Here is a 23,003-nt window from a genome sequence, read left to right on the forward strand (position 1 = left end):
CCTCCTGGTGTTTCTGGGGTGAAGCAGGTGTGGCGCAGGCGCGCCGCGCCACACCGAGATGTCAGGTCTGCACCGGTTTCGGCGAGCGTCCGAGCATCCAGGTGATCCGCAAGGCATCCCAAAGCGAGGGCAGCAGGATCAGGGACACGGGCACCGCCGTGATCACGATGAAGCTCTGAAGCTTTCCGATGCCACCGGCGCCGGTCGAGATCAGGATCAACGCCATCACCCCCATGGCAATCCCCCAGAACGCCCGCAGTCCGGTCGAGGGTTCCCCGTCGCACATGGTGGTCGAGATCACATAGCTCATCGAGTCGCTGGTCGTGGCCACGAAGCACATCGTCAACGCCAGGAACAGAACCGACAGGATGAAGCCCAGCGGCATCGCCTGGGTGATCGCCAGCAGGCCGGCGGGCAGGTTGAAGCCCTCGAACGGCCCCGAAATGATACCGGGCTCGGCGATTTCGAAGAAGATGCCGGATCCACCGATGATCGTGAACCAGAAGTTGGTGATGATCGGTGCGACGATCGACAACATGATGATGATTTGGCGGATCGAGCGCCCTCGGCTGACGCGCGCAATGAAGATCGCCATCAGCGGTCCGTAGCCCATGAACCAACCCCAGAAGAACACGGTCCACCAGCCCAGCCAGCCGGGATCACCGAAAACGCCCGCGTCGCCACGGTAGAGTGTCAGATCGATGAAATGGGCAAGATAGACCTGCATACCGCCAAAGAAGCCGGAGAATATGTCGGTTGTGGGACCAGCGATCAACATGAACACCAGCAAGGCAACCGCAAGGATCACGTTGATCTGGGACAGCACCTTGATGCCTTTGGCCAGACCGGTGATCGCGGACACCGTATAGACCCCCACAAGCGCCAGGACCGCGACGGCCTGCGTGGTGAAATTGTCGGGAATTCCCGTCAATGCGTTCAGGCCATAGGACATCTGCAGACCCAGAAAGCCAATCGGCCCCACGGTGCCCGCGACCACCGCGATGACACAGGATGCGTCGGCGATCAGGCCGATCGGCCCGTGCAGCGCGCGGTCTCCGAACACCGGATAGAGCAGGGTGCGCGGTGCCAGCGGCAGACCCTTGTCATAGTGATAATGCATCAGCATGACGGTGGTCAGCGATCCCAGGATCGCCCATGCCAGAAATCCCCAATGCAGGAAGCTCTGTGCCAGCGCCGCGTTCGCGACGGCCTGCGGATCGTCGCCCAGATCACCAAAGACCGGTGGCGTCGACAGAAAATGTGCAATCGGTTCCCCTGCGGCCCAGAACACGCCCCCGCCTGCAAGCAGGGTGCACATGATCATGGCGGCCCAGCTGAAGGTGTTGAATTCCGGCATGGTCAGCCCGCCCATCACGGTCTTGCTGCCAGGCAGAACACACAGCACAAGGCCGATCAGGAAAGTCGCCAACAGCAGGATTTGCCAATACAGGCCGAAATACCGCGCCGAAAATCCGAACCCGGCATCGACAAGCGCAGAAAGCCCTTCGATGTCAAAGAATGCATAGGCGCAGAACAGGGCGATAAACCCGCCGGTGATGGCAAAAAGCGCTTTGTCTATCCCTCCGGATACGGCGCCTGATTGTGGTGTCGCTGAACGTGTCATCTGTGGTCCTCCCAGATCATGTGAATGCTGCGCCTTACTCGGCGGCGCGCGTCTTGTCGGTTGATTGCGCAGAGAGTGCGCCGAAGCTCTTGCCGAAAAAGGCGTGCCAGTTGTTGCCCATCACGCCGTCAGTCGTTGCCGCATCCAGCCCTGCGGCGCGCAATCCGTGGCGGATCGCAGCCAGATCGCGGTTGTCATGGAACCAGCTGGGCATGGGCGGGAAGCCGGGTGCATCCGCACTGCCTTCGCCATAGTCGATGGTCTTGGTCCACCGGCCGACGCGCATCCACTCGACAATGCTGTCTGGATGGTCCTGGCAAAGATCAGTTCCGATCCCGACGCTGCCCGGTCCGACCAGATCGACCGCAAGAGCCGCCATGTCGCACCAGGATTGCAGCGTGCAGCCGCTGCCGTCTTTCAGGTGGTGCGGATAGGTGGAAAGCCCCAGAAAGCCGCCGCTTTCCCCCAGTGCACGTAGCAGAGCATCGGATTTGTTGCGCAAAGCGGGGTGCCAGCTTGCCGGGTTGGCATGGGTGATCGCGATCGGGCGCGTCGAATGCTCGATCGCCTCCAGAGTGGACTTCTCGCCCGAATGGCTCATGTCGACCACAAGGCCGACGCGGTTCATCTCGGTGACAACGGCGCGGCCCATGCGGGTCAGACCGGTGTCCTCGTCCTCGTAGCAACCCGATGCCAGCAGCGACTGGTTGTTGTAGGTCAGTTGCATGAACCGCAGGCCGAGCGTGTGCATCACCTCGACAAGTCCGATGTCATCCTCGATGCAGGACGGGTTCTGCGAGCCAAAGAAGATCGCCGTGCGCCCGGTCTTGCGCGCCAGGTCTACGTCGGCGGCTGTCCGACCCTGAAAGATCAGGTCCGGATAGGTCTCGAACCAGCGGTTCCACCGCTCGATCTGCAGCACCGTTTCGCGGAAGGTTTCGTGATAGGTGATGGTGACGTGGACAGCATCCACGCCCCCCTCTCGCATCTGGCGAAAGATCTTTTCGGACCAGTTGGCGTATTGCAGCCCGTCGATCAGAAAGGTCATTGCGGCTCTCCCGCGGCGACATAGGCGGTCTTGACGGTGGTGTAGAATTCGGCGGCATAGGTGCCTTGCTCGCGTGGGCCAAAGCTCGACGCGCCGCGCCCGCCGAAGGGAACGTGATAGTCCGTGCCCGCCGTCGGCAGGTTCACCATCACGCAACCCGCCCGCATGTTCGCGCGGAAATGGCTGGCCCGGGCGAGCGAGCGGGTCATGATGCCCGCCGTCAGCCCGAATTGCGTGTCATTGGCCAGCGACAGAGCTTCCTCGTAGCTGTCGGCCCGTTGTACCGCGGTGATCGGCGCGAACATTTCCTCGCGGTTGATCTGCATGTCGTTGCGGGTGTTCGCGAACACGGTGGGGGCCATGTAGTAGCCGTTTGTCGGCATATCCAAACGATCACCACCACACAGCAACTCGGCGCCTTCGGATTTTCCGATCCCAACATATTCGAGGTTCTGCGACAGTTGCCCTTCACTGACGACCGGACCGATCTGGGTGCCGTCCTCCAGCGCGTGACCGACCTTCAGCGCCTTGGCCGCCAGAACCAGCTTTTCAACGAAGGCGTCATGCACCGAGGCATGCACGATCAGGCGGCTGGCTGCGGTGCATTTCTGCCCCGTGCCCCCAAAGGCAGAGCCGGCGGCCAGGGTGACCGCCAGATCGAGATCGGCGTCATCCATGACGATCAACGGGTTTTTCGAACCCATTTCCATCTGCACTTTGGTCATGTTCTGGATGGCCGTCGCCGCGATGCCGCGCCCGACAGGCACAGATCCCGTGAAGGTGATTGCGTCGACCTGATCGCTTTCCACCAAGCGTTGGCCGACATCGCGGCCCGGTCCGGCGACCAGGTTGAACAGGCCCTTGGGAATGTCCTGACGTGCAATGATCTCGGTCAGCGCGACAGCGCTGGCGGGCGTGACGTTGGCAGGCTTCCAGACCACGGCGTTGCCAAAGGCCAGCGCCGGCGCGATTTTCCACGCAGGCGTGGCGACGGGGAAGTTCCACGGGCTGATGATGGCAACCACGCCGACAGGCTCGCGGCGCACGTCAATCTCGATGCCGGGGCGTACACTCTCGGCCAGATCGCCGTGCTGGCGAAGGACTTCGCCGGCAAAATAGGTGAAGAACTGCCCGGCGCGGTACACTTCACCCTTGCCCTCGGCGAGCGGCTTGCCTTCTTCGCGGGACAACAGGCGGCCGATTTCTTCGGCACGGGCCATCAGTTCGGTCCCGATCGCCATCAGCACATCATGCCGTTTCTGGATGCCGGCGGCCCACCACTGTGGCTGCGCGCGGCGGGCTGCGGCGAGAGCCTCGTCAAGCTGCGATGCGTCGGCCTGCGCATACATCCCGATCAGGTCGGATGTGTCTGACGGGTTGCGGTTTTCAATTTGCGAGGCGCCGTCGCTCCAAGTGCCATCGATATAGAGTTGCGTGCGATCGGTCATGGGAGTCTCCTGTTTGGCTTACAGGCACCTAGACCATTCAGGAGAATTCAGTCATTCTAAAAGAAATGAAGTTTTCTTCAGGATTTTTGAATGAACATCAAGCTAGAGATGCTCCGGACCTTCTGTGTCGTGGCTGAAAAGGGCACGCTGTCCGGCGCCGCCAAGGCGTTGGGGCGCACGCCTTCTGCCATCTCGATGGTTCTGACCCAGTTGGAAGAGCATGTCGGCGCACCGTTGTTTGAAACGGACCGGAAAAGCCGCCTGACCCCTTTGGGGCAGCTTGTGCTCGAAGAAAGCCGTCGCGCAACGGATGTCTTTGACAGGAGTATAAAGGCGATTGGTCGGCACGCGGTTTCATCGGTTGGAATCGTGCGCATCGCAGCGGTGCCTTCGGCGACGGTTGCGCTGTTGCCAAAGGTGATCGAGATGTTTCGGGAGACCCACCCGGATGTCCGCATCGAAATCAGTGATGTCGACAGCGCCGCTGTGCGCCGCCGGGTTCAGCGTGATGAAGCCGATATCGGCATCGTCTCTGCCCGACCGGACGATACCGTGGAGGGTGAGCCAATTCTCTGCGATGACTTGGGCATCGTGTGTGCCGAAGGCGGCCCGGTTCACAAAGCGCACCTTGCAGCCAAAGGTCACTCGGACTGGAGCCTGCTGACGCATGAACCCCTGATCGCGAATCCGCTTTGCAATCTGGTGGACGACCCTTTGATCCCTTTGCTGCTGGCTGGCAGCACGCTCGAGGCGCGCAACACGACGGCAATCCTGTCATTTGTCCGGCGCGGCCTTGGGGCCAGCATCCTGCCGTATGATGCCGTCAGGAACCAACCGGATGGGGTCGAGTTCTTTGTCCCATCAACGCGCGTGAACAGCCGTGAGTTGCGCAAGATCAAACAAGACAAGGACCGCACCAGCGCGCCAATCACCGTGTTTTGGGCGCTTTTGAAGGAATATCCAAGACCCCCTTGAACCAAGACAAGACGGTCACGGCACGTCTGGATGCTCGGGTCGATATTCGTTCAACACATCCTGGCGCTGAGCATTCAGGCGGGAACTCATGCTGTTTGGAATGCTCTCCTGACTTTCGTTGAATCCTGTTCGGAGCGCCCCTGGCCCAGCAGTTTTCTTGGGCTGTAGCGGCAGTGTGAGGCGCACCTGGATTCACAAACGCTGGACCCTCTTGCTTTGACGCGAGGAAGCGGACATGGGAGCAAGCATCTACAGCGACGAGTTCAAGCGGGATGCGGTGCAACAGATCACGCTGCACCGCGCCCATCGCGGGTGCATCGTCATCCTGGCGTGTACCAGATCGGCGACGTGTAGGCGCGCTCCTGATGGGTCGGGTCCACGAAGTCGGGAATGTCAGTGCCGAAGAAGACCGCGTCATAGGTGGTCCAGCGCGGTGTCGGGATCTCGAGCACGCGGACATAGTAGAAGGCGCGCAGGGCCGGATCGAAGTCCGGATCCTCCCAATAGGTTTCAAGGAACGGCGCGCCAATGGCGTTGGTGTAGGTCGCGGTGGCCACGTCCACGGTGTTGCCTACATCACCGTCACAGGCACCGTTCTCGATGGCACGGGCGTCCGAGCACGCCACGTCATAGACCCGCTCCTGCGTTTCGCCGGCGGCATCAACCCAACCCTTGATGACCTGAACCCGGTCGATATTGGCCCCATCGGGATCGCGCAGCGCGCGGATCAGCATACCCGGCGTGTCACCCTCGTCGAACCCGGTCAGGTCGCCGCCCATCGGCACGCCGTTGTCATAGCCGTAGGCCGCAAAATCGGACCGTGCGAGGTCATCCGCGCCGAACATGGCTCCGGCGAAGACGCGCACGCGCAGGCGGGTTCCGGTTGTGGCATAGACTTCCTTGTTGTTGAGAGAGTCCCAGATCGCCTCGCGGGTGTTTTCGCGCGCCCAGACAGCCGCAACGCCGGAAGCAAGGCCGATGCCGTGAATCTGGTCATCGGCGGGATCGTCGGGCGTGAGGCGGCCGGTAATCTCTTCCTCCCAGCGCAGCGGTTCGCCGGTCGGTTCGACCATCGGAGCCTTGCCGAAGAAATTGTCCTCTTGCGCGGTCGACAGGCCGGTATGGGAATCCGTCGAGCCGACCATGCCGAACTTGAACGGGTTGGCGCCAAGTTTGGCTTCGTAGGCCATGCCGCGCTTCAGCGCCTCGCGGGCATATTCCCGTGGCAGCATCTTGGGGGTCTTGAGCTCTGGACCAAAGCTGCCGACATCCCATGTTCCGTAGTCTGCGAAGGCATCATCGGGTGACAGCATCGGGTGTGCCTCGCCGTCGCCCTTGATCTGGGTGACTTCGTACAGTGGTTCCCACCGCATCCGGCGCTTGGCATAATCGGCGTCGATCGGGGTCTTGTCCGTCAACGTCACGTCATCAAACATCAAGCCATTCGACAGATTGCCATTATGAGGAATGGCCAGCACCTGCCCGCCGGTTAGCGTTTCGTACCGCTCCATCCAGTCCCAGAGATCTTCGGGGTCGTCACTGTCATAGGCGCTGAACGGGGTAACCTGATCGGCCTCTGCCTTGCTGTCCCTGAAAATGAGGTTGCGGTGCAGGTTGTTGCCGTCCGGGCCGGACGTCCATTCATAGCCGATCAGGGCGGTAAATGCGCCAGGATCGTTGTGCTGCTCGGCGGCCTCGGTAATGCGATTCCACATGGTCTGGACAAGCGGACTGTCAGCCAGTGGATCGCCGCCACTTGGACCGGACGAGAATGCGCTGCCCCAATAAACATAGGCTTCGTCCTTGGCCTCCTTGGTCCGGGGCGCAAAGATGTCGCGCAAACCGGCGGCCCAGTCGTTGCCCTCGAGTAGCGGGCTCTCTTCGTCGAGCGCGAGATAGAGACCGAGATTTTCGGCGTGGTCGGCAACAACCAGAAAATCCAGCGGCCGCTGCAGGCGCGCCGGGATGCCGTTCGACGACGTGACGACCTGCCCCTTGGCAAAGCGATAGGCATCGTCAGGTGTGGTTGTTGCACCGGTAAGACCTGCATCAGCGGAATATGCGGTGTGCAGATGCGTATCGCCAAACAGAACCTGATCGGGATAGTCGTGCTGGAGATAGGGCACGTAGTCTGTATTGGGGCTGGGTGAGAGCGTCCCTACGTCTTGTGCGGCGACCGGCACCGCTGCGGTTGCACAGACCAGAGCCGTGATTGATGTCCTGAGCATCTAAATTTCTCCTAATTCGAGCGTCCGCCTTGACGATTGAACGGGTCAGGCGACCTGTGCGATCTGCTGGATCCACGAAAACGACCCGACCGATGAATCCCGCCATCCGTCGGCGGAACCATGGTCAGCGTCCGTCAACGGCGATTGGAACCAGACGTAACACAGCCGCTCCGGTCATTTTGCGACAATATTCTGACCCATAAGGCCGGTTTCATCGTTGTCAGCCGGCACAACGTCCGGATGATCAATCGGATGGCTCCGCGGGTTGATGGGCGATTCAGCCGCGCCTGAGATGCGTGGTCGGCGGCGCGGAGGGTTTCTCTTCTGCAGTCGCTTCGTCTATTGGGGCATCGTCGTCCAAGCCCGCCGCTTCATCGGCCTCGGTCATGGCGACTTGCAGATCCTCAAGCGCCGGTTCCAGTTGTTCAATCTCGCGATCGATCTTTTCGGAATTCTTCCCAGACGCGTGCTTTTGCAGTTTGGCAATGCGCATCTGCAGGGTATGAGCCGACGGATCATGGGCCCGCAGCGTGGTTGAGAGTTTGGCTGTCTCAGCCTCCAAAGAGACGACGACCGTCTTCAGAACGGCCGGATCGTTGGACGGAGTTGGCGTGCCGCCGGACATGAGCATGACTGCCATGGCACCCCACTTGCCTCCACAAAATTTAGCAATATCAGTGCAGAAGGTTGGCCTGCTCGCGCAGGCAGTACGCCCCGGTCCGGCCGGTGCCAGTCAATCCTATCCCACAGCATGGCCAAATGCGCAGACGTCAGGCGCATACCTTCAAGGGACAGGACGGACCGTAGCTGGCCGGAATTTTCTGACCAAGGGCTATTGTATCCCTATGCCGCGTCGTAGCTTGTAAACACCTCGGTGCTGCCGTCGCGTCGGATCAAGAATACGTCGTATGCTTCGCGCTGCTCTTCAGGACCCATGCCGGGTGACCCGTAAGGCATGCCAGGAACAGCGAGGCCGACAGCATCTGGTCGTTCTTCCAGTAGACGGCGGATGTCGGCAACCGGCACGTGCCCCTCGATCAAGTAGCCTTTGACCCTGGCTGTGTGGCACGAGATCATGTCTTGCGGGATACCGTTGTCCAACTTGTAGCGGATCAGCAGCGTCCCAGAGCTGCGCTCCACGGTAACACGAAAGCCCTCCTGGCGAAGGATGTCGACCCAAACTTGGCAGCAGCCGCAATTGGGGTCTTTGAGAACCTGCACAGCGGGCGCGTCCTGCGCAAACGCTGCGAACGGCGCGGTGCTGGCAAAACCTGCCATGGCGGCGACAATCTGGCGGCGCGTCATTTGCATCACGAACTTCCTTCTTCCGTGTCTTGGTGTAGATGGGAGCATGGCCCGATATTGCTGGTTCCGGGGACATCCTGGCCATCAGGCATGCTGTTGTTCTTCCGTCTCTTCGTAGTGAATGACCACTTGGTGCGCAATCTGGAACGCGGAAGGTACTTGCGGCAAACCGGGCTCAGAGCAATGGCTTGAGCGAGATCGAAGTATCGGCACTGCGGAGTGGGGGGTGAAACGGGGGGCAAAAGAATGCCAGTCACACCCAAATCATTGCAATAACTGGAATTTTTGGGGTGATGGCGGAGACGAAGGGATTCGAACCCTCGAGACCCTTCCGGGCCTACTCCCTTAGCAGGGGAGCGCCTTCGACCACTCGGCCACGTCTCCGCGGACGGGTCTATCGGGAATTGCGGGGCAGGGGCAAGAGCAAAACCACAGGTTTCGCGACAAAGCGGCGGCCCTGCGGCTCTTTTCTTTTGGCAGGCGGCTGCGTATCACCGGCGCAACACGAACACAGGATGCCCCCATGCTGAAAACCCGCATCATCCCCTGCCTGGACGTCAAGGACGGCCGCGTGGTGAAGGGCGTCAATTTCGTCGATCTGATCGATGCCGGCGACCCTGTCGAGGCCGCCAAGGCCTATGATGCGGCGGGTGCTGACGAGCTGTGTTTCCTGGACATCAACGCCACCCATGAAAACCGCGGGACCATGTACGATCTGGCCACCCGCACCGCCGAGCATTGCTTCATGCCGCTGACCATCGGCGGCGGCGTGCGGACCCACGAGGATGTGCGCAAACTGCTGCTGGCGGGGGCCGACAAGGTCAGTTTCAATTCCGCTGCCGTGGCCAATCCCGACGTGGTGGCCGAAGCCGCGGATCGTTTCGGCAGCCAGTGCATCGTGGTGGCCATCGATGCCAAGACCGTGGAGCCGGGGCGGTGGGAGATCTTTACCCATGGCGGCCGCAAGCCCACGGGTATCGATGCGGTGGAGTTTGCACGCACGGTGGTCGAAAAGGGCGCGGGCGAGATCCTGCTGACCTCGATGGATCGGGACGGGACGCGGGCCGGGTTCAACCTGCCGCTGACGCGGGCGATCTCGGATGCGGTGCATGTGCCGGTGATCGCTTCGGGCGGGGTCGGCACGCTGGATCATCTGGTCGAAGGGGTGACCGAGGGCAGGGCCAGCGCGGTGCTGGCGGCCTCGATCTTTCACTTCGGCGACTACACCATTGGCGAGGCCAAGGCGCATATGGCGCAGGCCGGAATCCCTGTGAGGCTTTGAGAGATGCACACGCTGGACCGTCTGTTCGAAACCATCCAGACCCGCCGCGACGCTGATCCCGACAGCTCCTGGACGGCACGTCTGTTCGCCAAGGGACCGGAAAAATGCGCCGAGAAATTCGGCGAGGAAGCGATCGAGGCCATCATCGAAGCGGTGAAGGATGACAAGCCGGCGCTGACCAGTGAAGCAGCCGATGTGCTGTATCATCTGCTGGTCATGCTGACGGCGCGCGACGTGGCGCTGGCCGACGTGCTGGACGTGCTGGAAGGCCGGATGGGGACCTCTGGTGTGGCAGAAAAAGCCGCCCGTCCTTCCGTATAGACGGTTGACGCATCTTGCCCTGACCGGTCATTGATCACAGGCCCCTTGGATCAGGATTTGAAGCCGCGCCATGTTCAACACCCTTCTTGAAGAATTCATCACGTTGTGGGTGGTGATCGATCCCATCGGCACAATCCCGGTCTTCATCGCCGTGACCTCGGCCCTGACCGCCGCCGAGCGCCGCAAGACCGCGCTTGTGGCCTGTCTGGTCAGTGCCGCGATCCTGATGTTCTTCCTGGTCTTCGGCCAATTGCTGATCGATGCCCTGGGCATCGGCCTGCTGTCGTTTCAGGTTGCGGGCGGCATCATCCTGTTCCTGTTCGCACTCACCATGATTTTCGGGGAATCCAAGGCGGAAACAGATCGCAAATCAATCGAACTGGAAGAAGGGATTACATCAGATCGCCCGTCCCCGGCGGTTTTCCCTCTGGCCGTTCCCTCGTTGGCCTCGCCCGGCGCCATGCTGGCCATCGTGATCCTGACCGACAACCACCGTTTTTCGGTCGGGGATCAGGCGATGACCGCAGGGGTCATGGTGCTGATCGTGGCCATTGCCTATGCCTGCATGCGTCTGGCCGATCCGATCATCCGGCTGATCGGAATATCGGGGAGCGCCGTTGTCAGCAGGGTGATGGGGATGGTTCTGGCGTCCGTGGCGGCCAATGCGGTCCTGTCGGCGATGCTGGAGATCGTGAAGACCGGGGCGCTGTAGCCCCGCACGGGCCTTCCAGGATGAGCTTGCCAAGTCGCGAAGGCGTGGCACCGTGGCCCTTGTGCGTCTCTTGGGCGGGCATCGGTGGTCAGAATTCCTCCAACTACAAAATCGCATATGAGATTGCATTTACATATTAAAGAAACATGTTCTTTTGTTCCGTCTCGTTATTTACCATAGGTAAGGCAGGGTGCATTGCCTGCGATCCGGCAATGACCGGGAGGAGATATTGACATGGAAATTGATCGATTGAAGGGGCGGATCGGGCTTGCCATAGCAAGCATTCTTGCCATTGCCAGCGCGGATCCTGCCGTGTCGTTGAGTCTGGAGTTCTTTGAGTCGGGCAACCCGACGTCCTTGTTGAGGTTTACCGATGGCGACGCGACGGATCAGAACGGCAAGGTTCGGAACTTTCAGTTCTCATCCACATGTACCACTTGTCCGGGGGCACTCTCGGTGGGCGGATTTCAGATTTCTAAGATCAGCGCAAAGAGAACCAGGCCCGGCAAAGGCCTCGGCGCGCACCTGAGTTTTTCGTTTGAGGGAACAAGTTCTCCGGGGACAGATGCCGACCTTATTGCCAGAGTGTCCGACATCAATTTCTACAGGATCCTCCACCACTTTGACACAACTCAAGCAACGCTGTTCGGATATGCAGCCACGCCGGATCGTGGCAACAAGATTTCAGTCGTGAATTGGACATCATGGATCTCCAGTTCCAACTATCTTTTTGATCCGCAGCAGGTTGTTGGCAGCGTCACGGCAACATCGTCCGACTTTTTCGATGTGGGGAGTGTGAACGCAGCTTTCGCCTCGGCGGGAAACCCTGCCGTGATCATACCGTGGGGTACATACTCGATGACCCAGACGGTGCGCATTGGTACCGACACCAATGTCGATTTTACGGCCTTTGCATCCACACAGGCTGTCCCGCTGCCAGCGGCACTGCCGGTGCTTGGTGGGGCGCTTGGCGCGCTTGGTCTGCTGGGCTGGCGGCGCACACGGTCCACCTGAACAACGTCCGCATCGCAAGACATCCCTTTTGGTTGCGTGTCTTTCCCCCGGTCTTTCCGGGTCCAGAAGGTGTGCGCCCACTGGGCCAACGGACGACTACTTGTTCAAGTTGAAATCAAATATTCGAATTAATTAACACAACGGAAGTACATGTTTTTCTGACACCTTCTTGCCGATTACGCTTGGTCAGGCGGATGCTCAAAGCCCGCCATCCGGAAGAAATCGGGAGGAGTTTGCAAAATGACACACGGAATTTCAAAATTTCGGACGGGGATCGCCGCGGCAAGTTTGCTGACGCTGGTCGGCGCCGGGCCCGCCTTGTCTCTGGGGTTGGAGTTTTACGAGGCGGGAAACCCGGCGTCGTTGCTGACATTGATGGACAACGACCTGACCGACCAGAACACCAACAGCGGTGTCTTCCAGTTCTCGTCGACCTGCGCGGGCTGTCCCGGACCGCTGATGGTCGGGGGCTTCCAACTCTCGCAGGTAATTGCCAATAGCGGGATTGGCGGGGCCGCGCAGTTGAGCTTCAGCTTTTCAGGCTCCAGCCCGGCACAGGGCGATGCCGACCTGTTCGCACGGGTGACAGACACCGGCTTTTACGCCTCGCGCGGATTGCCAACGGGCAGCCCCTTCGTGACATTGGCCACGCTGAACGGCAATGCAGCGACGCCCGACACCGGGAACAAGATCGCGGACATGAGCTGGCGGTCCTGGGTGGCCACATCGAACGCGCCCTTCGACACTTCGCAGATCGTCGGAAACGTGGTCGCGACATCGGCGGATTTCACGGACATCGGCAACGTCAACGCAGCTTTTGCGTCTGCGGACAATCCGGTGGCGGTGATCCAGGGGCAGCCGTTTTCCCTGACCCAGACCGTCCGGATCGGGACCGAGAACGACGTGGACTTTTCGGCCTTCGCGTCGACCCAGGTGGTGCCCCTGCCGGCGGCGCTGCCGGCCCTCGGTGCCGCACTTGGTGCACTTGGTCTGTTGGGCTGGCGCCGTCGCACGGCGGCCTGACCTGCACCCACAAGGCAAGAAAAAGGGAAGGCGCGATGCCTTCCCTTCGTGTCTCAGTTGCCAGAGCGGGCTTGCCGCTTGCGCTCGTGCGGATCCAGGAACCGCTTGCGCAGACGGATGGCCGTCGGCGTGACCTCGACCAACTCGTCATCGTCGATATAGGCGATGGCCTCTTCCAGCGAAAACTCGATATGCGGGGTCAGGCGCACCGCGTCATCGGTGCCCGACGCGCGCACGTTGGTCAGCTTCTTGCCTTTCAGCGGGTTCACTTCCAGATCGTTGTCGCGCGAATGCTCGCCGATGACCATGCCCTGATAAATGGGGGCCTGTGCACCGATGAACATGCGGCCGCGCTCTTCGAGGTTCCACAGCGCATAAGCCACCGAAGTGCCGTTTTCCATCGAGATCAGCACGCCAGCGCGGCGGCCCGGAATCGGGCCCTTGTGGGGCGCCCATTCGTGGAACACGCGGTTCAGCACGCCGGTGCCGCGGGTGTCGGTCAGGAATTCGCCGTGATAGCCGATCAGCCCGCGCGACGGCACATGGGCGATGATCCGGGTCTTGCCGGCATTCTGGCGCATCTCGGCCAGCTCGCCCTTGCGCACGCCGGTCAGCTTTTCGATCACCGCGCCGGAGTATTCGTCATCCACGTCGATGGTGACTTCCTCGATCGGTTCGACGCGCTCGCCGTTGATTTCGCGGAACAGAACCTGCGGACGCGAGATCGACAGCTCGAACCCTTCGCGGCGCATGTTCTCGATCAGCACGCCCATTTGCAGTTCGCCGCGACCGGCGACCTCGAAGGCTTCGCCGCCCGGCGTGTCCTTGACCTGGATGGCGACGTTGCTTTCGGCCTCTTTCATCAGGCGGTCGCGGATGACGCGGCTTTGCACCTTCTTGCCGTCACGGCCTGCCAGCGGGCTGTCGTTGATGCCGAAGGTGACCGAGATGGTGGGCGGATCGATGGGCTGGGCCGGGATCGGATCGTCCACGGCCAGCGCGCAGATGGTGTCGGCCACGGTGGCCTTCTGCATTCCGGCGATGGACACGATGTCACCTGCGTGAGCTTCGTCCACGGGCTGCTGCGACAGGCCACGGAAGGCGAGGATCTTGGAGACGCGGAAATGGTCGATCTGCTCGCCCAGACGCGACAGGCCCTTCACGGTGGCGCCGGTCTTCAGGGTGCCGGTTTCGATGCGGCCGGTCAGCAAGCGCCCCAGGAAAGGGTCGGCCGACAGGGTCGTCGCCAGCATCGAGAAATCTTCTTTGACATGGGCCAACTGACGCGGGGCAGGGACGTGATCGACGATCAGGTCGAACAGCGCCGACAGATCCTTGCGTGGTCCGTCCAGTTGGTGATCGGCCCAGCCCGAGCGGCCCGAGGCATACATGTGCGGGAAATCAAGCTGGTCGTCATCGGCGTCGAGCGACGCGAACAGGTCGAACACCTCGTCCAGCGCGCGGTCGGGTTCGGCGTCGGGCTTGTCGACCTTGTTAAGCACAACGATGGGACGCAGGCCAAGCGCCAGCGCCTTCGAGGTCACGAACTTGGTCTGCGGCATCGGGCCTTCAGCGGCATCCACCAGCAGGACAACGCCGTCGACCATGCTCAGGATACGCTCGACCTCGCCACCGAAATCGGCGTGGCCGGGGGTGTCGACGATGTTGACGCGCTTGCCCTTCCATTCCACCGAGGTCGCCTTGGCGAGAATGGTAATGCCGCGCTCCCGCTCCAGATCGTTGCTGTCCATGGCCCGTTCGGCCACGGCCTGGTTTTCACGAAAGGAGCCGGATTGCTTGAGCAGTTCGTCCACAAGTGTGGTCTTGCCGTGGTCCACGTGGGCAATGATTGCGATATTCCGCAGGTCCATGTTCGTCAGCCTTGAAGGGATAAGTTGGACGCGCCTTACTGCGAGTGCAGCATAAAGGCCAGAGGAATCCCGTGATACAGGCCGGAAACCGGGCGTCTAGTGGCCCGAGGACGACGAGAACAGGTTGATGACAAGCACGCCCGAGATGATCAGCCCCATCCCGGCCACCGCCGCCAGATCCAGCTTCTGGCCGTAAAGCACCAGCCCGATCAGCGCCACGCCGATGATCCCCAGCCCGGACCAGATCGCATAGACGATGCCCACCGGCATGACCTTCAGGGTTCCCGACAACATGTAGAAAGAGACCGCATAGCCGACCACGACGATGATCGAGGGCCCAAGTCTGGAAAACTGGTCCGACGCGGCCAATGCGGTCGTGGCGATGATTTCGCTGACGATCGCGGCGAGCAGGTAATAGATGTGCTGGGGCATGGGTCTAGACGGGCAGGGCCGTGCTGTCCTTGAGATTTTCCAGCACGAAACTGGCAGATATCTCGGCCAAGTCCACCCGCGAAATCAGCGCCTGGTGCAGGGCGTCATAGGCCACCATGTCGCTGACCTGCGCCTTCAAAAGGAAGCCCGTGTCGCCGGACAGGCGATAGACGCACAGGATCTCGGGCATGGGGCCGGTCACCTCGGCCAGGGTCTTGACCCATTCGGGGCTTTGGTGCGGCGCGCGCAGGTGAATGAAGGCCGTCAGCGGGCAACCGACCGCCGTGGGATCGATCAGCGCCACCCGTCCGCGCACCACGCCCGCGGCTTCCATGGCGCGGATCCGCCGCCAGCAGGCATTGCGGGACAATCCGGCACGGCCTCCGATCTCTTCGAGAGGGAGGCTCGAATCGCTCTGCAGGATACGAAGTATCCGGCGGTCTGCGTCATCAATTTCCATGCTCAAGCCCCACTCGTGAGAGAGTTTCCCGATGATTTTCGCCAAGGCGGATGGCGTGGGAAAACTGCCCTTCAAGATGCGTGTTTACAGGATACCAGACCGGAAGGGTGGGCGTATAGACGAAAGAAGTTGCCAATTAACTCGCGCAATGCGGGAAATTTACTCGCTATGGGGGAGATATGGGAAAAACCGGCGGAAAGACGCCGTTTGCCCGGCAAGTCAGGGGGCGATGTAGCGATCCCGACGATGGTTGAAGGCGATCATGCCGTTCAGCACCACGGCGCCCAGAAGCGAATAGGCCACCACCGATGCAGGGAACAGGAAATAGGCGATGGTGAAAATCACCACGTCCACCGCCATCTGAACGTGGCCGGCACGAAATCCGGTCTTGTCCTGGATCAGCAGGGCCACCACCCCCAGCCCTCCAAGGCTGCCCTTGTGGCGGAACACCGCCAGCAACCCCAGCCCGGTGACGACGCCAAACAGAACCACGCCCAGAAGCGGGTTCAGGCTGTCCAGCACGAATGCCGTGGGCATGTAGTCGGTCAGCAGCGACAGGGCAGCAACACAGGCCAGCGACTTCAGCGTGAATTCGCGTCCCATCTGGGTCCAGGCAAGCCAATAGAACGGCAGGTTGATCAGGAAGAACCATGTGCCGAAGGACCATCCGGTCAGATAGGACAGGATGATCGCGACCCCGGCGGTCTGCCCGGTGATCAGCCCCAGGTGGGTCAGCAGGGTCATGCCAAGGCTGCAAAGCAGAACCCCGGCACTGAGACCCTGAAGGTCCTCGAGCGGCGAGTGGCGGACGAGATCGGGATCGGGAAAGGGAACGGGTGCTGGCATGGGTCTGCCATAACGCAGACGAACTAGGGCAGCAAGGCTGACTTAAGTTGCCAGGCCCACCGTGGGGCCTGGCCGACAAAATGCGCTCCTTGTTGGCTTAACCAACCAGCGCCTTGTTCAGATTTTCATCGATCTTCTCAAGGAAGCCCATGGTCGTCAGCCAGCCCTGATCGGGGCCCACCAGCAGCGCCAGATCCTTGGTCATGAAGCCCGACTCCACGGTGTCCACGATCACTTTTTCCAGCGTCTCGGCAAAGGCTTTCAGGGGGGCGTTGTTGTCCAGCTTGGCCCGATGCTTCAGGCCGCCGGTCCAGGCGAAGATCGACGCGATGGAGTTGGTCGAGGTCTGATGCCCCTGCTGATGCTGACGATAGTGCCGGGTGACCGTGCCATGCGCGGCCTCGGCCTCGACGATCTTGCCGTCCGGAGTCATCAGTTGCGAGGTCATCAACCCGAGCGAGCCGAAGCCCTGCGCCACGGTGTCGGACTGCACGTCGCCATCGTAGTTCTTGCAGGCCCAGACATAGCCGCCCGACCATTTCAGCGCCGAGGCCACCATGTCGTCGATCAGCCGGTGTTCGTACCAGATCTTGGCGTCGGCGAACTTGTCCTTGAATTCCGTCTCGTAGACCTCTTCGAAGATGTCCTTGAAGCGGCCGTCATAGGCTTTCAGGATGGTGTTCTTGGTGCTCAGATACAGCGGCCATTTCAACCCCAGCGCATAGTTGAACGACGCCCGCGCAAAGTCGTAGATCGACTTGTCGAGGTTGTACATCGCCATGGTCACGCCCGAGCCGGGTGCATCGAAGACCTCGCGCTCGATGACCTCGCCGTCCGCGCCTTCGAACTTGATGGTGATCTTGCCGGGGCCGGGGAAGCGGAAATCGGTGGCGCGATACTGGTCACCATAGGCGTGACGACCCACCACGACGGGCTGGGTCCAGCCCGGCACCAGGCGCGGCACGTTGCGGCAGATGATCGGCTGGCGGAAGATCACACCGCCGATGATGTTGCGGATGGTGCCGTTGGGCGAGCGATACATGCGCTTGAGCCCGAATTCCTCTACCCGCGCCTCGTCGGGCGTGATGGTGGCGCATTTGACCGCGACGCCGACTTCCTTGGTCTTTTCGGCAGCATCGATGGTGATCTGGTCATCGGTGCGATCACGCTCCTCGATGCCCAGGTCGTAATACAGAAGATCCAAATCCAGATACGGCAGGATCAGCTTGTCCTTGATGAATTGCCAGATGATGCGGGTCATCTCGTCGCCGTCCATCTCGACGATGGGGTTGTCTACCTTGATCTTGGTCACGGGGCACCTCGTTTGCGGTGATGCTGAGTCTCGGTGTCCTTGTCATATCGAATTCGGAGGCGCGGGGAAAGGGTTTGTATGCCGTTGTATACAAAAATGCTGTGCAGGACGCACCCGAAACGAAAACCCCGCGCATGATGCGCGGGGGGACTTGGGTCAGTTGGTCTGGAAAAAGGGCAGGATGCGGTGCCGGACCCGCTCCCAAAGCCCTGGCGCTCCGCGCTTGGCCGGGATGCCCACGCGGGTGTCGATGTTCTCCAGCGTCACGTTGTGCAAGATCCAGCTTCCGCCGCCCGAAGCCATGTTCAGCAGCGGCGGCTGGCAGCGGTCCAGCGCGCGGGCAAAACGGGCGTCGGGGCTTTCGCCGGTCTCGAACTCGTCCCAGAGCCTGCGCAGGTCGGATCCCTGATCGGCGGGCAGCAGTCCGAACAACCGATCGGCGGCCTTGCGTTCGGCGGCTTCCTTGGCGGCTTCGTCATGCGCTTCGTGGATCGGGAAGTCGCCCGCGTCGATCTCGACGATGTCGTGGATCAGCAACATGCGGATGACCCGGTCGATCGAGACCTCGGGCCCGGCCTGATCGGAAAGGATCAGGGCGAACATGGCCAGATGCCAGCTGTGTTCACCCGAGTTTTCGCGGCGCGAGCCGTCGGCAATGGGCGAGGCCCGCACGATAGTCTTCAGCTTGTCGATCTCCACCAGAAAATCGAGTTGCCGGTCCAGACGGTCGCCCGTCGTGCTGCCGTCGGCCATCAGCGCGAGGTTTCGGTCAGGCGGCGGCGGACATAGTCGTCCACCGAACCGATCATCGTGTCCATATGCGGATCTTCGAAGAAGTGCCCGGCGCCGTCGATTTCCTCGTGGGTGACGGTGATGCCCTTCTGCTCGTGCAGCTTGCCGACCAGCGACTGGGTATCGGCGGGCGGTGCCACGCGATCGTTCATGCCGTTGATGATCAGGCCCGAGGACGGGCAAGGCGCCAGGAACGAGAAATCGTACATGTTGGCGGGCGGGCTGACCGAGACAAAGCCGGTGATCTCGGGACGCCGCATGAGCAGTTGCATTCCGATCCAGGCACCGAAGGAAAACCCGGCAACCCAGCAATGCTTCGAGTTCTGGTTCATCGACTGCAGGTAGTCGAGCGCCGCGGCAGCATCCGAAAGCTCGCCCACGCCCTGATCGTATTCGCCCTGGCTGCGCCCTACACCGCGGAAATTGAACCGCAGCACGGTGAAGCCCATGTTGAAGAACGCATAGTGCAGGTTATAGACGACCCGGTTGTTCATGGTCCCGCCAAATTGCGGGTGCGGGTGCAGAACGATGGCGATGGGGGCGTCTTTCGCCTTCTGCGGATGATAACGACCTTCAAGACGGCCTTCGGGGCCGGGAAAGATTACCTCGGGCATCGGGCGGTTGACTCTCCTTGCGCTGACGGCTCTGCGAGGTGGCTTGACGCCCGATCCTCGGAAACTTAGAACAATTCTAATGAACTCAGCGGGTTTTGTTTCTCGGGATTTGCAAGTAACCATCCCGGCGAGAATGGTCAATGGCGCAGGGGGTTTGGAGCCATGAAACTCTCCACAAAGGGCAGATATGCCATGGTGGCTCTGACGGATCTGGCGCTTCAACCCGCAGATACGTTGGTCACCCTGGGTGAAATCGCGAAACGGCAGGACATTTCGCTGGCTTATCTGGAGCAATTGTTTGTCAAATTGCGCCGGGCCGGGCTGGTGGATTCCGTGCGTGGTCCGGGCGGTGGCTATCGGCTGTCGCGGTCGCCGACCGATATCCGGGTGTCGGAAATTCTGGGGGCGGTGGATGAAACCGTCAGCGCCCTGCACACCGGGGGGGCGGCTTCGGGCGGGCTGTCGGGGTCGCGGGCGCAGTCGCTGACCAACCGGTTATGGGAAAGCTTCTCGGCGCATGTCTATGTTTTCCTGCACCAAACCCGCCTGTCGGACATCGTCAGCAACGAATTGGCGCCCTGTCCGGCGGTGCCCAGCCTGTTGAAGATCGTCGACGAATGAGCCGCCGATCCCGCGTCTATCTGGACTGGAACGCCACGACGCCGCTGCGCCCCGAGGCGCGCGCGGCGATGATCGCGGCCATGGATCTGGTGGGCAACCCGTCGTCTGTCCATGCCGAGGGCCGTGCCGCAACGGCGGTTCTGGAAAAGGCGCGGGCGCAGGTGGCCGAAGCTTTCGGGGCGCAGGCGGCGGATATCGTGTTCACGTCGGGCGCGACCGAGGCCGCGGCGCTGGCGCTGGCAGGTCGCGATCTGTCGTCGTCGAACATCGAACACGACGCGGTGCGTGCCTGGACGCGGTGCGATCTGGCCTGCGACAACAATGGGCAGGTTGCGGTGGGCGATCCGGCGGCCACAGCCTTGCAGGCCGCCAACAGCGAAACCGGCATCGTGCAGCCGCTGCCCGAGGGGCTGGCGGTCTGCGATTTCACCCAGGCCTTTGGAAAACTGCCGGTGGCCTTCGATTGGTCCGGGGTCGAGATGGGCCTCATCTCTGCGCACAAATTGGGCGGCCCGAAGGGGATCGGTGCATTGGTGCTGAAACGCGGCACCGAGGTCGCCGCCCGGATCAAAGGCGGCGGGCAAGAGATGGGCCGCCGTTCCGGAACCGAAAACCTGATTGGAATCGCGGGCTTCGGGGCCGCAGCTGAAGCAGCGGCGCGCGAACTGGCCGATGGGATCTGGGAAAAAACTGCGGAAATTAGAAAAGTTCTAGATTCATCATTGGAAGCCGGAACGAATGAGACTATTTTTGTCGGGAAATCGGTGGAGCGACTCCCCAACACCTCCTGCGTGATTGCTCCCGGCTGGAAAGGCGAGACTCAGGTCATGCAGATGGATCTGGCCGGGTTCGCGGTTTCGGCGGGGTCGGCGTGCTCGTCCGGCAAGGTGCGCGAAAGCGCCGTGCTGCGGGCGATGGGCTATCCGCCGGAGCAGGCGTCTTGCGCCCTTCGGGTGTCGCTGGGACCGACGACGACATTGGACGAAGTGGAACGCTTCGCAGAAACCTGGACCCGCGCCTATGCCAAGGTCCGAAACCGCGCCGCCTGAGCGCAGCAGATGAACCCGCCGACCGGCGCGGACAAACAAGCGGCACGACAGTGCTGACGGAAGGAACGGAACAACAGGATGGCTGCATTGGACACCCAAACCGAAGTTCGCGAAGGCGTCGATCGGGAAACCGTCGAAACCGTCCAGTCGATGGCGGGCAAGTACAAATACGGGTGGGATACCGAGATCGAGATGGAATACGCTCCCAAGGGCGTGTCCCCCGACATCGTGCGGCTGATCTCGGAAAAGAACGAAGAGCCCGAATGGATGACCGAATGGCGTCTGAAGGCCTTCGAACGCTGGACCCAGCTGGACGAACCCGACTGGGCGATGGTCAGCTATCCCAAGATCGACTTTCAGGACCAGTATTACTACGCCCGTCCGAAAAGCATGAGCGAGAAGCCCAAGTCGCTGGACGATGTCGATCCCAAGCTGCTGGCCACCTATGAAAAGCTGGGCATCCCGCTGAAGGAACAGATGATTCTGGCCGGGGTGGAAGGCGCCGAGGATGCACCGGCCGAGGGCCGCAAGGTTGCCGTGGACGCGGTGTTCGACTCCGTCTCGGTGGGCACCACCTTCCAGAAGGAGTTGAAGCAGGCCGGCGTGATCTTCTGCTCGATTTCGGAAGCCATCAAGACCCACCCCGATCTGGTCAAGAAGTACCTTGGGTCGGTCGTGCCGGTTTCGGACAATTTCTATGCCACGCTGAACTCGGCCGTGTTTTCGGACGGCTCCTTTGTCTACGTCCCGCCGGGCGTGCGTTGCCCGATGGAACTGTCGACCTATTTCCGCATCAACGCGGAAAACACCGGGCAGTTCGAACGGACGCTGATCATTGCCGACAAGGGCAGCTATGTCTCCTATCTGGAAGGCTGCACCGCGCCGCAGCGCGATGTGGCGCAACTGCACGCGGCGGTGGTCGAGATCATCGTCGAAGAAGACGCCGAGGTGAAATACTCGACTGTCCAGAACTGGTATCCGGGCGACGAGAACGGCAAGGGCGGTATCTATAACTTCGTCACCAAGCGCGCCGATTGCCGGGGCGACCGGGCCAAGGTGATGTGGACGCAGGTTGAAACCGGCTCGGCGGTGACGTGGAAATACCCGTCCTGCATCCTGCGCGGCGACGACAGCCAGGGCGAGTTCTATTCCATCGCCATCACCAACAACTATCAGCAGGCCGACACTGGTACCAAGATGGTGCACCTGGGCAAGAACACCAAGTCGCGGATTGTCTCGAAGGGGATCTCGGCGGGCAAGGCCCAGAACACCTATCGCGGGCTTGTGTCGATGCATCCCAAGGCCAAGGACAGCCGCAACTATACCCAGTGCGACAGCCTGTTGATCGGCGGCGAGTGCGGGGCGCATACAGTGCCCTATATCGAGGTGCGCAACAACTCCAGCCGGGTGGAACACGAGGCGACGACCTCCAAGGTGGATGACGACCAGCTGTTCTATTGCCGACAGCGCGGCATGGACGAGGAAGAAGCGGTGGCCCTGGTGGTCAACGGATTCTGCCGCGAAGTGCTGCAGGCGCTGCCGATGGAGTTTGCCATGGAGGCGCAGCAACTGGTGGCGATCTCTCTGGAAGGCTCGGTGGGCTGATGATGCTATACTCCGGCCATGGGCCATCTGCGAACGCGTTGGGCGCCCTGGCGATTCCCGGCGTGGTGCGCGATGGCGTGGCTAGCGGAGGAAAGATCATGCAACCTGTTGTATTGCTTGTGGGCAAACTGCCCGGCATCGTCGGACATCTGGCCGATCAACTGGAGGACCTGCCGGTGCGCTGGCTGGGCGCCCATGACCATGGTGAGGTCATGCGCCAGCTTGATACCGAACCCTCGATTTCCTGCGTCATCATGGGCGCGGGTCTGGACGACAATATCCGGGGCGATCTGGTCGGGTTGATTGCCGAACAGCGCCCGGATGTGTCGATCCACCTGAAAGATCGGGCTTCGGGTCCGGAAGGCATGGCCGATTTCGTCCGCAAGGTCGCTGGCGCCATGGTTCTGAACAGGGGTTAGAC

The 23,003-nt window shown here is 61.3% G+C and carries 23 protein-coding genes and 1 tRNA gene; 10 read left to right on the forward strand and 14 right to left on the reverse strand.

Annotated elements, in window-relative coordinates; genetic code table 11:
* Positions 1-61: 61 nt before the first annotated feature.
* Genes ACP15K_RS06040 through ACP15K_RS06050 form a run of 3 tightly spaced genes read right to left on the reverse strand, consistent with a single transcriptional unit; the run spans position 62 to position 4,120 of the window.
* Positions 62-1,624 (reverse strand): BCCT family transporter, encoded by a 1,563-nt coding sequence (locus ACP15K_RS06040; RefSeq protein ID WP_424990061.1) that lies wholly within the window; start codon positions 1,622-1,624, stop codon positions 62-64.
* Positions 1,625-1,658: 34 nt separating this feature from the next.
* Positions 1,659-2,672 (reverse strand): membrane dipeptidase, encoded by a 1,014-nt coding sequence (locus tag ACP15K_RS06045; protein WP_424990062.1) that lies wholly within the window; start codon positions 2,670-2,672, stop codon positions 1,659-1,661.
* The gene (locus ACP15K_RS06050; protein ID WP_193142393.1) at positions 2,669-4,120 is read right to left on the reverse strand and encodes an aldehyde dehydrogenase family protein; all 1,452 of its coding nucleotides are present in this window, start codon (positions 4,118-4,120) and stop codon (positions 2,669-2,671) included. Before ACP15K_RS06050 ends, ACP15K_RS06045 begins: the two co-directional genes overlap by 4 nt.
* 90 nt (positions 4,121-4,210) lie before the next feature.
* Between ACP15K_RS06050 and ACP15K_RS06055 the strand changes: the two genes are divergently transcribed.
* On the forward strand, positions 4,211-5,095 hold the full coding sequence (locus ACP15K_RS06055) for a LysR family transcriptional regulator (RefSeq protein WP_193142392.1): 885 nt from the start codon (positions 4,211-4,213) through the stop codon (positions 5,093-5,095).
* A 320-nt stretch (positions 5,096-5,415) separates the two neighbouring features.
* Here ACP15K_RS06055 and ACP15K_RS06060 read toward each other — a convergent pair whose 3' ends face one another.
* From ACP15K_RS06060 to ACP15K_RS06075, 4 genes are all read right to left on the reverse strand, one after another.
* Positions 5,416-7,323, reverse strand: coding sequence for a DUF3604 domain-containing protein (locus ACP15K_RS06060; protein WP_193142391.1), 1,908 nt, complete (start codon positions 7,321-7,323; stop codon positions 5,416-5,418).
* A gap of 277 nt (positions 7,324-7,600) precedes the next feature.
* Positions 7,601-7,963 carry a hypothetical protein gene (locus tag ACP15K_RS06065; protein ID WP_424990063.1) on the reverse strand — a complete coding sequence of 121 codons (363 nt, stop codon included), beginning with the start codon at positions 7,961-7,963 and terminating at the stop codon, positions 7,601-7,603.
* Between the two features lie 203 nt (positions 7,964-8,166).
* The gene (locus ACP15K_RS06070; RefSeq protein ID WP_193142389.1) at positions 8,167-8,634 is read right to left on the reverse strand and encodes a DUF411 domain-containing protein; all 468 of its coding nucleotides are present in this window, start codon (positions 8,632-8,634) and stop codon (positions 8,167-8,169) included.
* Between the two features lie 288 nt (positions 8,635-8,922).
* A tRNA-Ser gene (locus ACP15K_RS06075) sits at positions 8,923-9,012 on the reverse strand.
* Positions 9,013-9,151: 139 nt separating this feature from the next.
* Between ACP15K_RS06075 and hisF the strand changes: the two genes are divergently transcribed.
* The 5 genes from hisF (at position 9,152) to ACP15K_RS06100 (ending at position 12,980) form a co-directional block, all read left to right on the forward strand.
* A complete protein-coding gene (gene hisF, locus ACP15K_RS06080) occupies positions 9,152-9,910 on the forward strand; it encodes an imidazole glycerol phosphate synthase subunit HisF (RefSeq protein WP_193142388.1) in 759 nt (252 codons plus the stop codon).
* A 3-nt stretch (positions 9,911-9,913) separates the two neighbouring features.
* Positions 9,914-10,231: a phosphoribosyl-ATP diphosphatase gene (locus ACP15K_RS06085; protein WP_193142387.1), complete on the forward strand. Its 318-nt coding sequence runs from the start codon at positions 9,914-9,916 to the stop codon at positions 10,229-10,231.
* Between the two features lie 70 nt (positions 10,232-10,301).
* Positions 10,302-10,943, forward strand: a complete 642-nt coding sequence (locus ACP15K_RS06090; RefSeq protein ID WP_424990064.1) for a MarC family protein — start codon at positions 10,302-10,304, stop codon at positions 10,941-10,943.
* A 234-nt stretch (positions 10,944-11,177) separates the two neighbouring features.
* Positions 11,178-11,957, forward strand: a complete 780-nt coding sequence (locus ACP15K_RS06095) for a hypothetical protein (protein ID WP_424990065.1) — start codon at positions 11,178-11,180, stop codon at positions 11,955-11,957.
* Positions 11,958-12,197: 240 nt separating this feature from the next.
* Positions 12,198-12,980, forward strand: coding sequence for a hypothetical protein (locus ACP15K_RS06100; RefSeq protein ID WP_424990066.1), 783 nt, complete (start codon positions 12,198-12,200; stop codon positions 12,978-12,980).
* A gap of 53 nt (positions 12,981-13,033) precedes the next feature.
* On the opposite strand, the gene typA is transcribed toward ACP15K_RS06100, so the two are convergent.
* The 7 genes from typA to ACP15K_RS06135 all read right to left on the reverse strand — a co-directional run bounded on the left by typA (position 13,034) and on the right by ACP15K_RS06135 (position 19,307).
* Positions 13,034-14,851 (reverse strand): translational GTPase TypA, encoded by a 1,818-nt coding sequence (typA, locus tag ACP15K_RS06105; RefSeq protein ID WP_424990067.1) that lies wholly within the window; start codon positions 14,849-14,851, stop codon positions 13,034-13,036.
* 96 nt (positions 14,852-14,947) lie between these two features.
* A complete protein-coding gene (locus tag ACP15K_RS06110) occupies positions 14,948-15,283 on the reverse strand; it encodes a DMT family transporter (RefSeq protein WP_193142382.1) in 336 nt (111 codons plus the stop codon).
* Between the two features lie 4 nt (positions 15,284-15,287).
* Positions 15,288-15,743: an Lrp/AsnC family transcriptional regulator gene (locus ACP15K_RS06115; RefSeq protein WP_193142381.1), complete on the reverse strand. Its 456-nt coding sequence runs from the start codon at positions 15,741-15,743 to the stop codon at positions 15,288-15,290.
* Between the two features lie 219 nt (positions 15,744-15,962).
* Complete coding sequence (locus ACP15K_RS06120; protein ID WP_193142380.1) at positions 15,963-16,589, reverse strand: YitT family protein; 627 nt, start codon at positions 16,587-16,589, stop codon at positions 15,963-15,965.
* 97 nt (positions 16,590-16,686) lie between these two features.
* On the reverse strand, positions 16,687-17,901 hold the full coding sequence (locus ACP15K_RS06125) for an NADP-dependent isocitrate dehydrogenase (RefSeq protein WP_193142379.1): 1,215 nt from the start codon (positions 17,899-17,901) through the stop codon (positions 16,687-16,689).
* Between the two features lie 156 nt (positions 17,902-18,057).
* Positions 18,058-18,654, reverse strand: a complete 597-nt coding sequence (locus ACP15K_RS06130; RefSeq protein WP_193142378.1) for an HD domain-containing protein — start codon at positions 18,652-18,654, stop codon at positions 18,058-18,060.
* A complete protein-coding gene (locus tag ACP15K_RS06135) occupies positions 18,654-19,307 on the reverse strand; it encodes an alpha/beta hydrolase (protein WP_193142377.1) in 654 nt (217 codons plus the stop codon). The genes ACP15K_RS06130 and ACP15K_RS06135 overlap by 1 nt, the downstream gene beginning before the upstream one ends.
* A 162-nt stretch (positions 19,308-19,469) precedes the next feature.
* On the opposite strand from ACP15K_RS06135, the gene ACP15K_RS06140 reads away from it, so the two are divergent.
* From ACP15K_RS06140 to ACP15K_RS06155, 4 genes are all read left to right on the forward strand, one after another.
* A complete protein-coding gene (locus ACP15K_RS06140) occupies positions 19,470-19,928 on the forward strand; it encodes an Rrf2 family transcriptional regulator (RefSeq protein WP_193142376.1) in 459 nt (152 codons plus the stop codon).
* Positions 19,925-20,977, forward strand: a complete 1,053-nt coding sequence (locus tag ACP15K_RS06145; RefSeq protein ID WP_193142375.1) for a cysteine desulfurase family protein — start codon at positions 19,925-19,927, stop codon at positions 20,975-20,977. The genes ACP15K_RS06140 and ACP15K_RS06145 overlap by 4 nt, the downstream gene beginning before the upstream one ends.
* A 78-nt stretch (positions 20,978-21,055) precedes the next feature.
* Positions 21,056-22,582, forward strand: a complete 1,527-nt coding sequence (gene sufB / locus ACP15K_RS06150; RefSeq protein WP_424990068.1) for a Fe-S cluster assembly protein SufB — start codon at positions 21,056-21,058, stop codon at positions 22,580-22,582.
* 98 nt (positions 22,583-22,680) lie between these two features.
* Positions 22,681-23,001 (forward strand): hypothetical protein, encoded by a 321-nt coding sequence (locus tag ACP15K_RS06155; protein ID WP_193142373.1) that lies wholly within the window; start codon positions 22,681-22,683, stop codon positions 22,999-23,001.
* Positions 23,002-23,003 lie beyond the last annotated feature (2 nt).

It is taken from the genome of Fluviibacterium sp. S390, from assembly GCF_049800695.1.
GTDB lineage: Bacteria > Pseudomonadota > Alphaproteobacteria > Rhodobacterales > Rhodobacteraceae > Meridianimarinicoccus.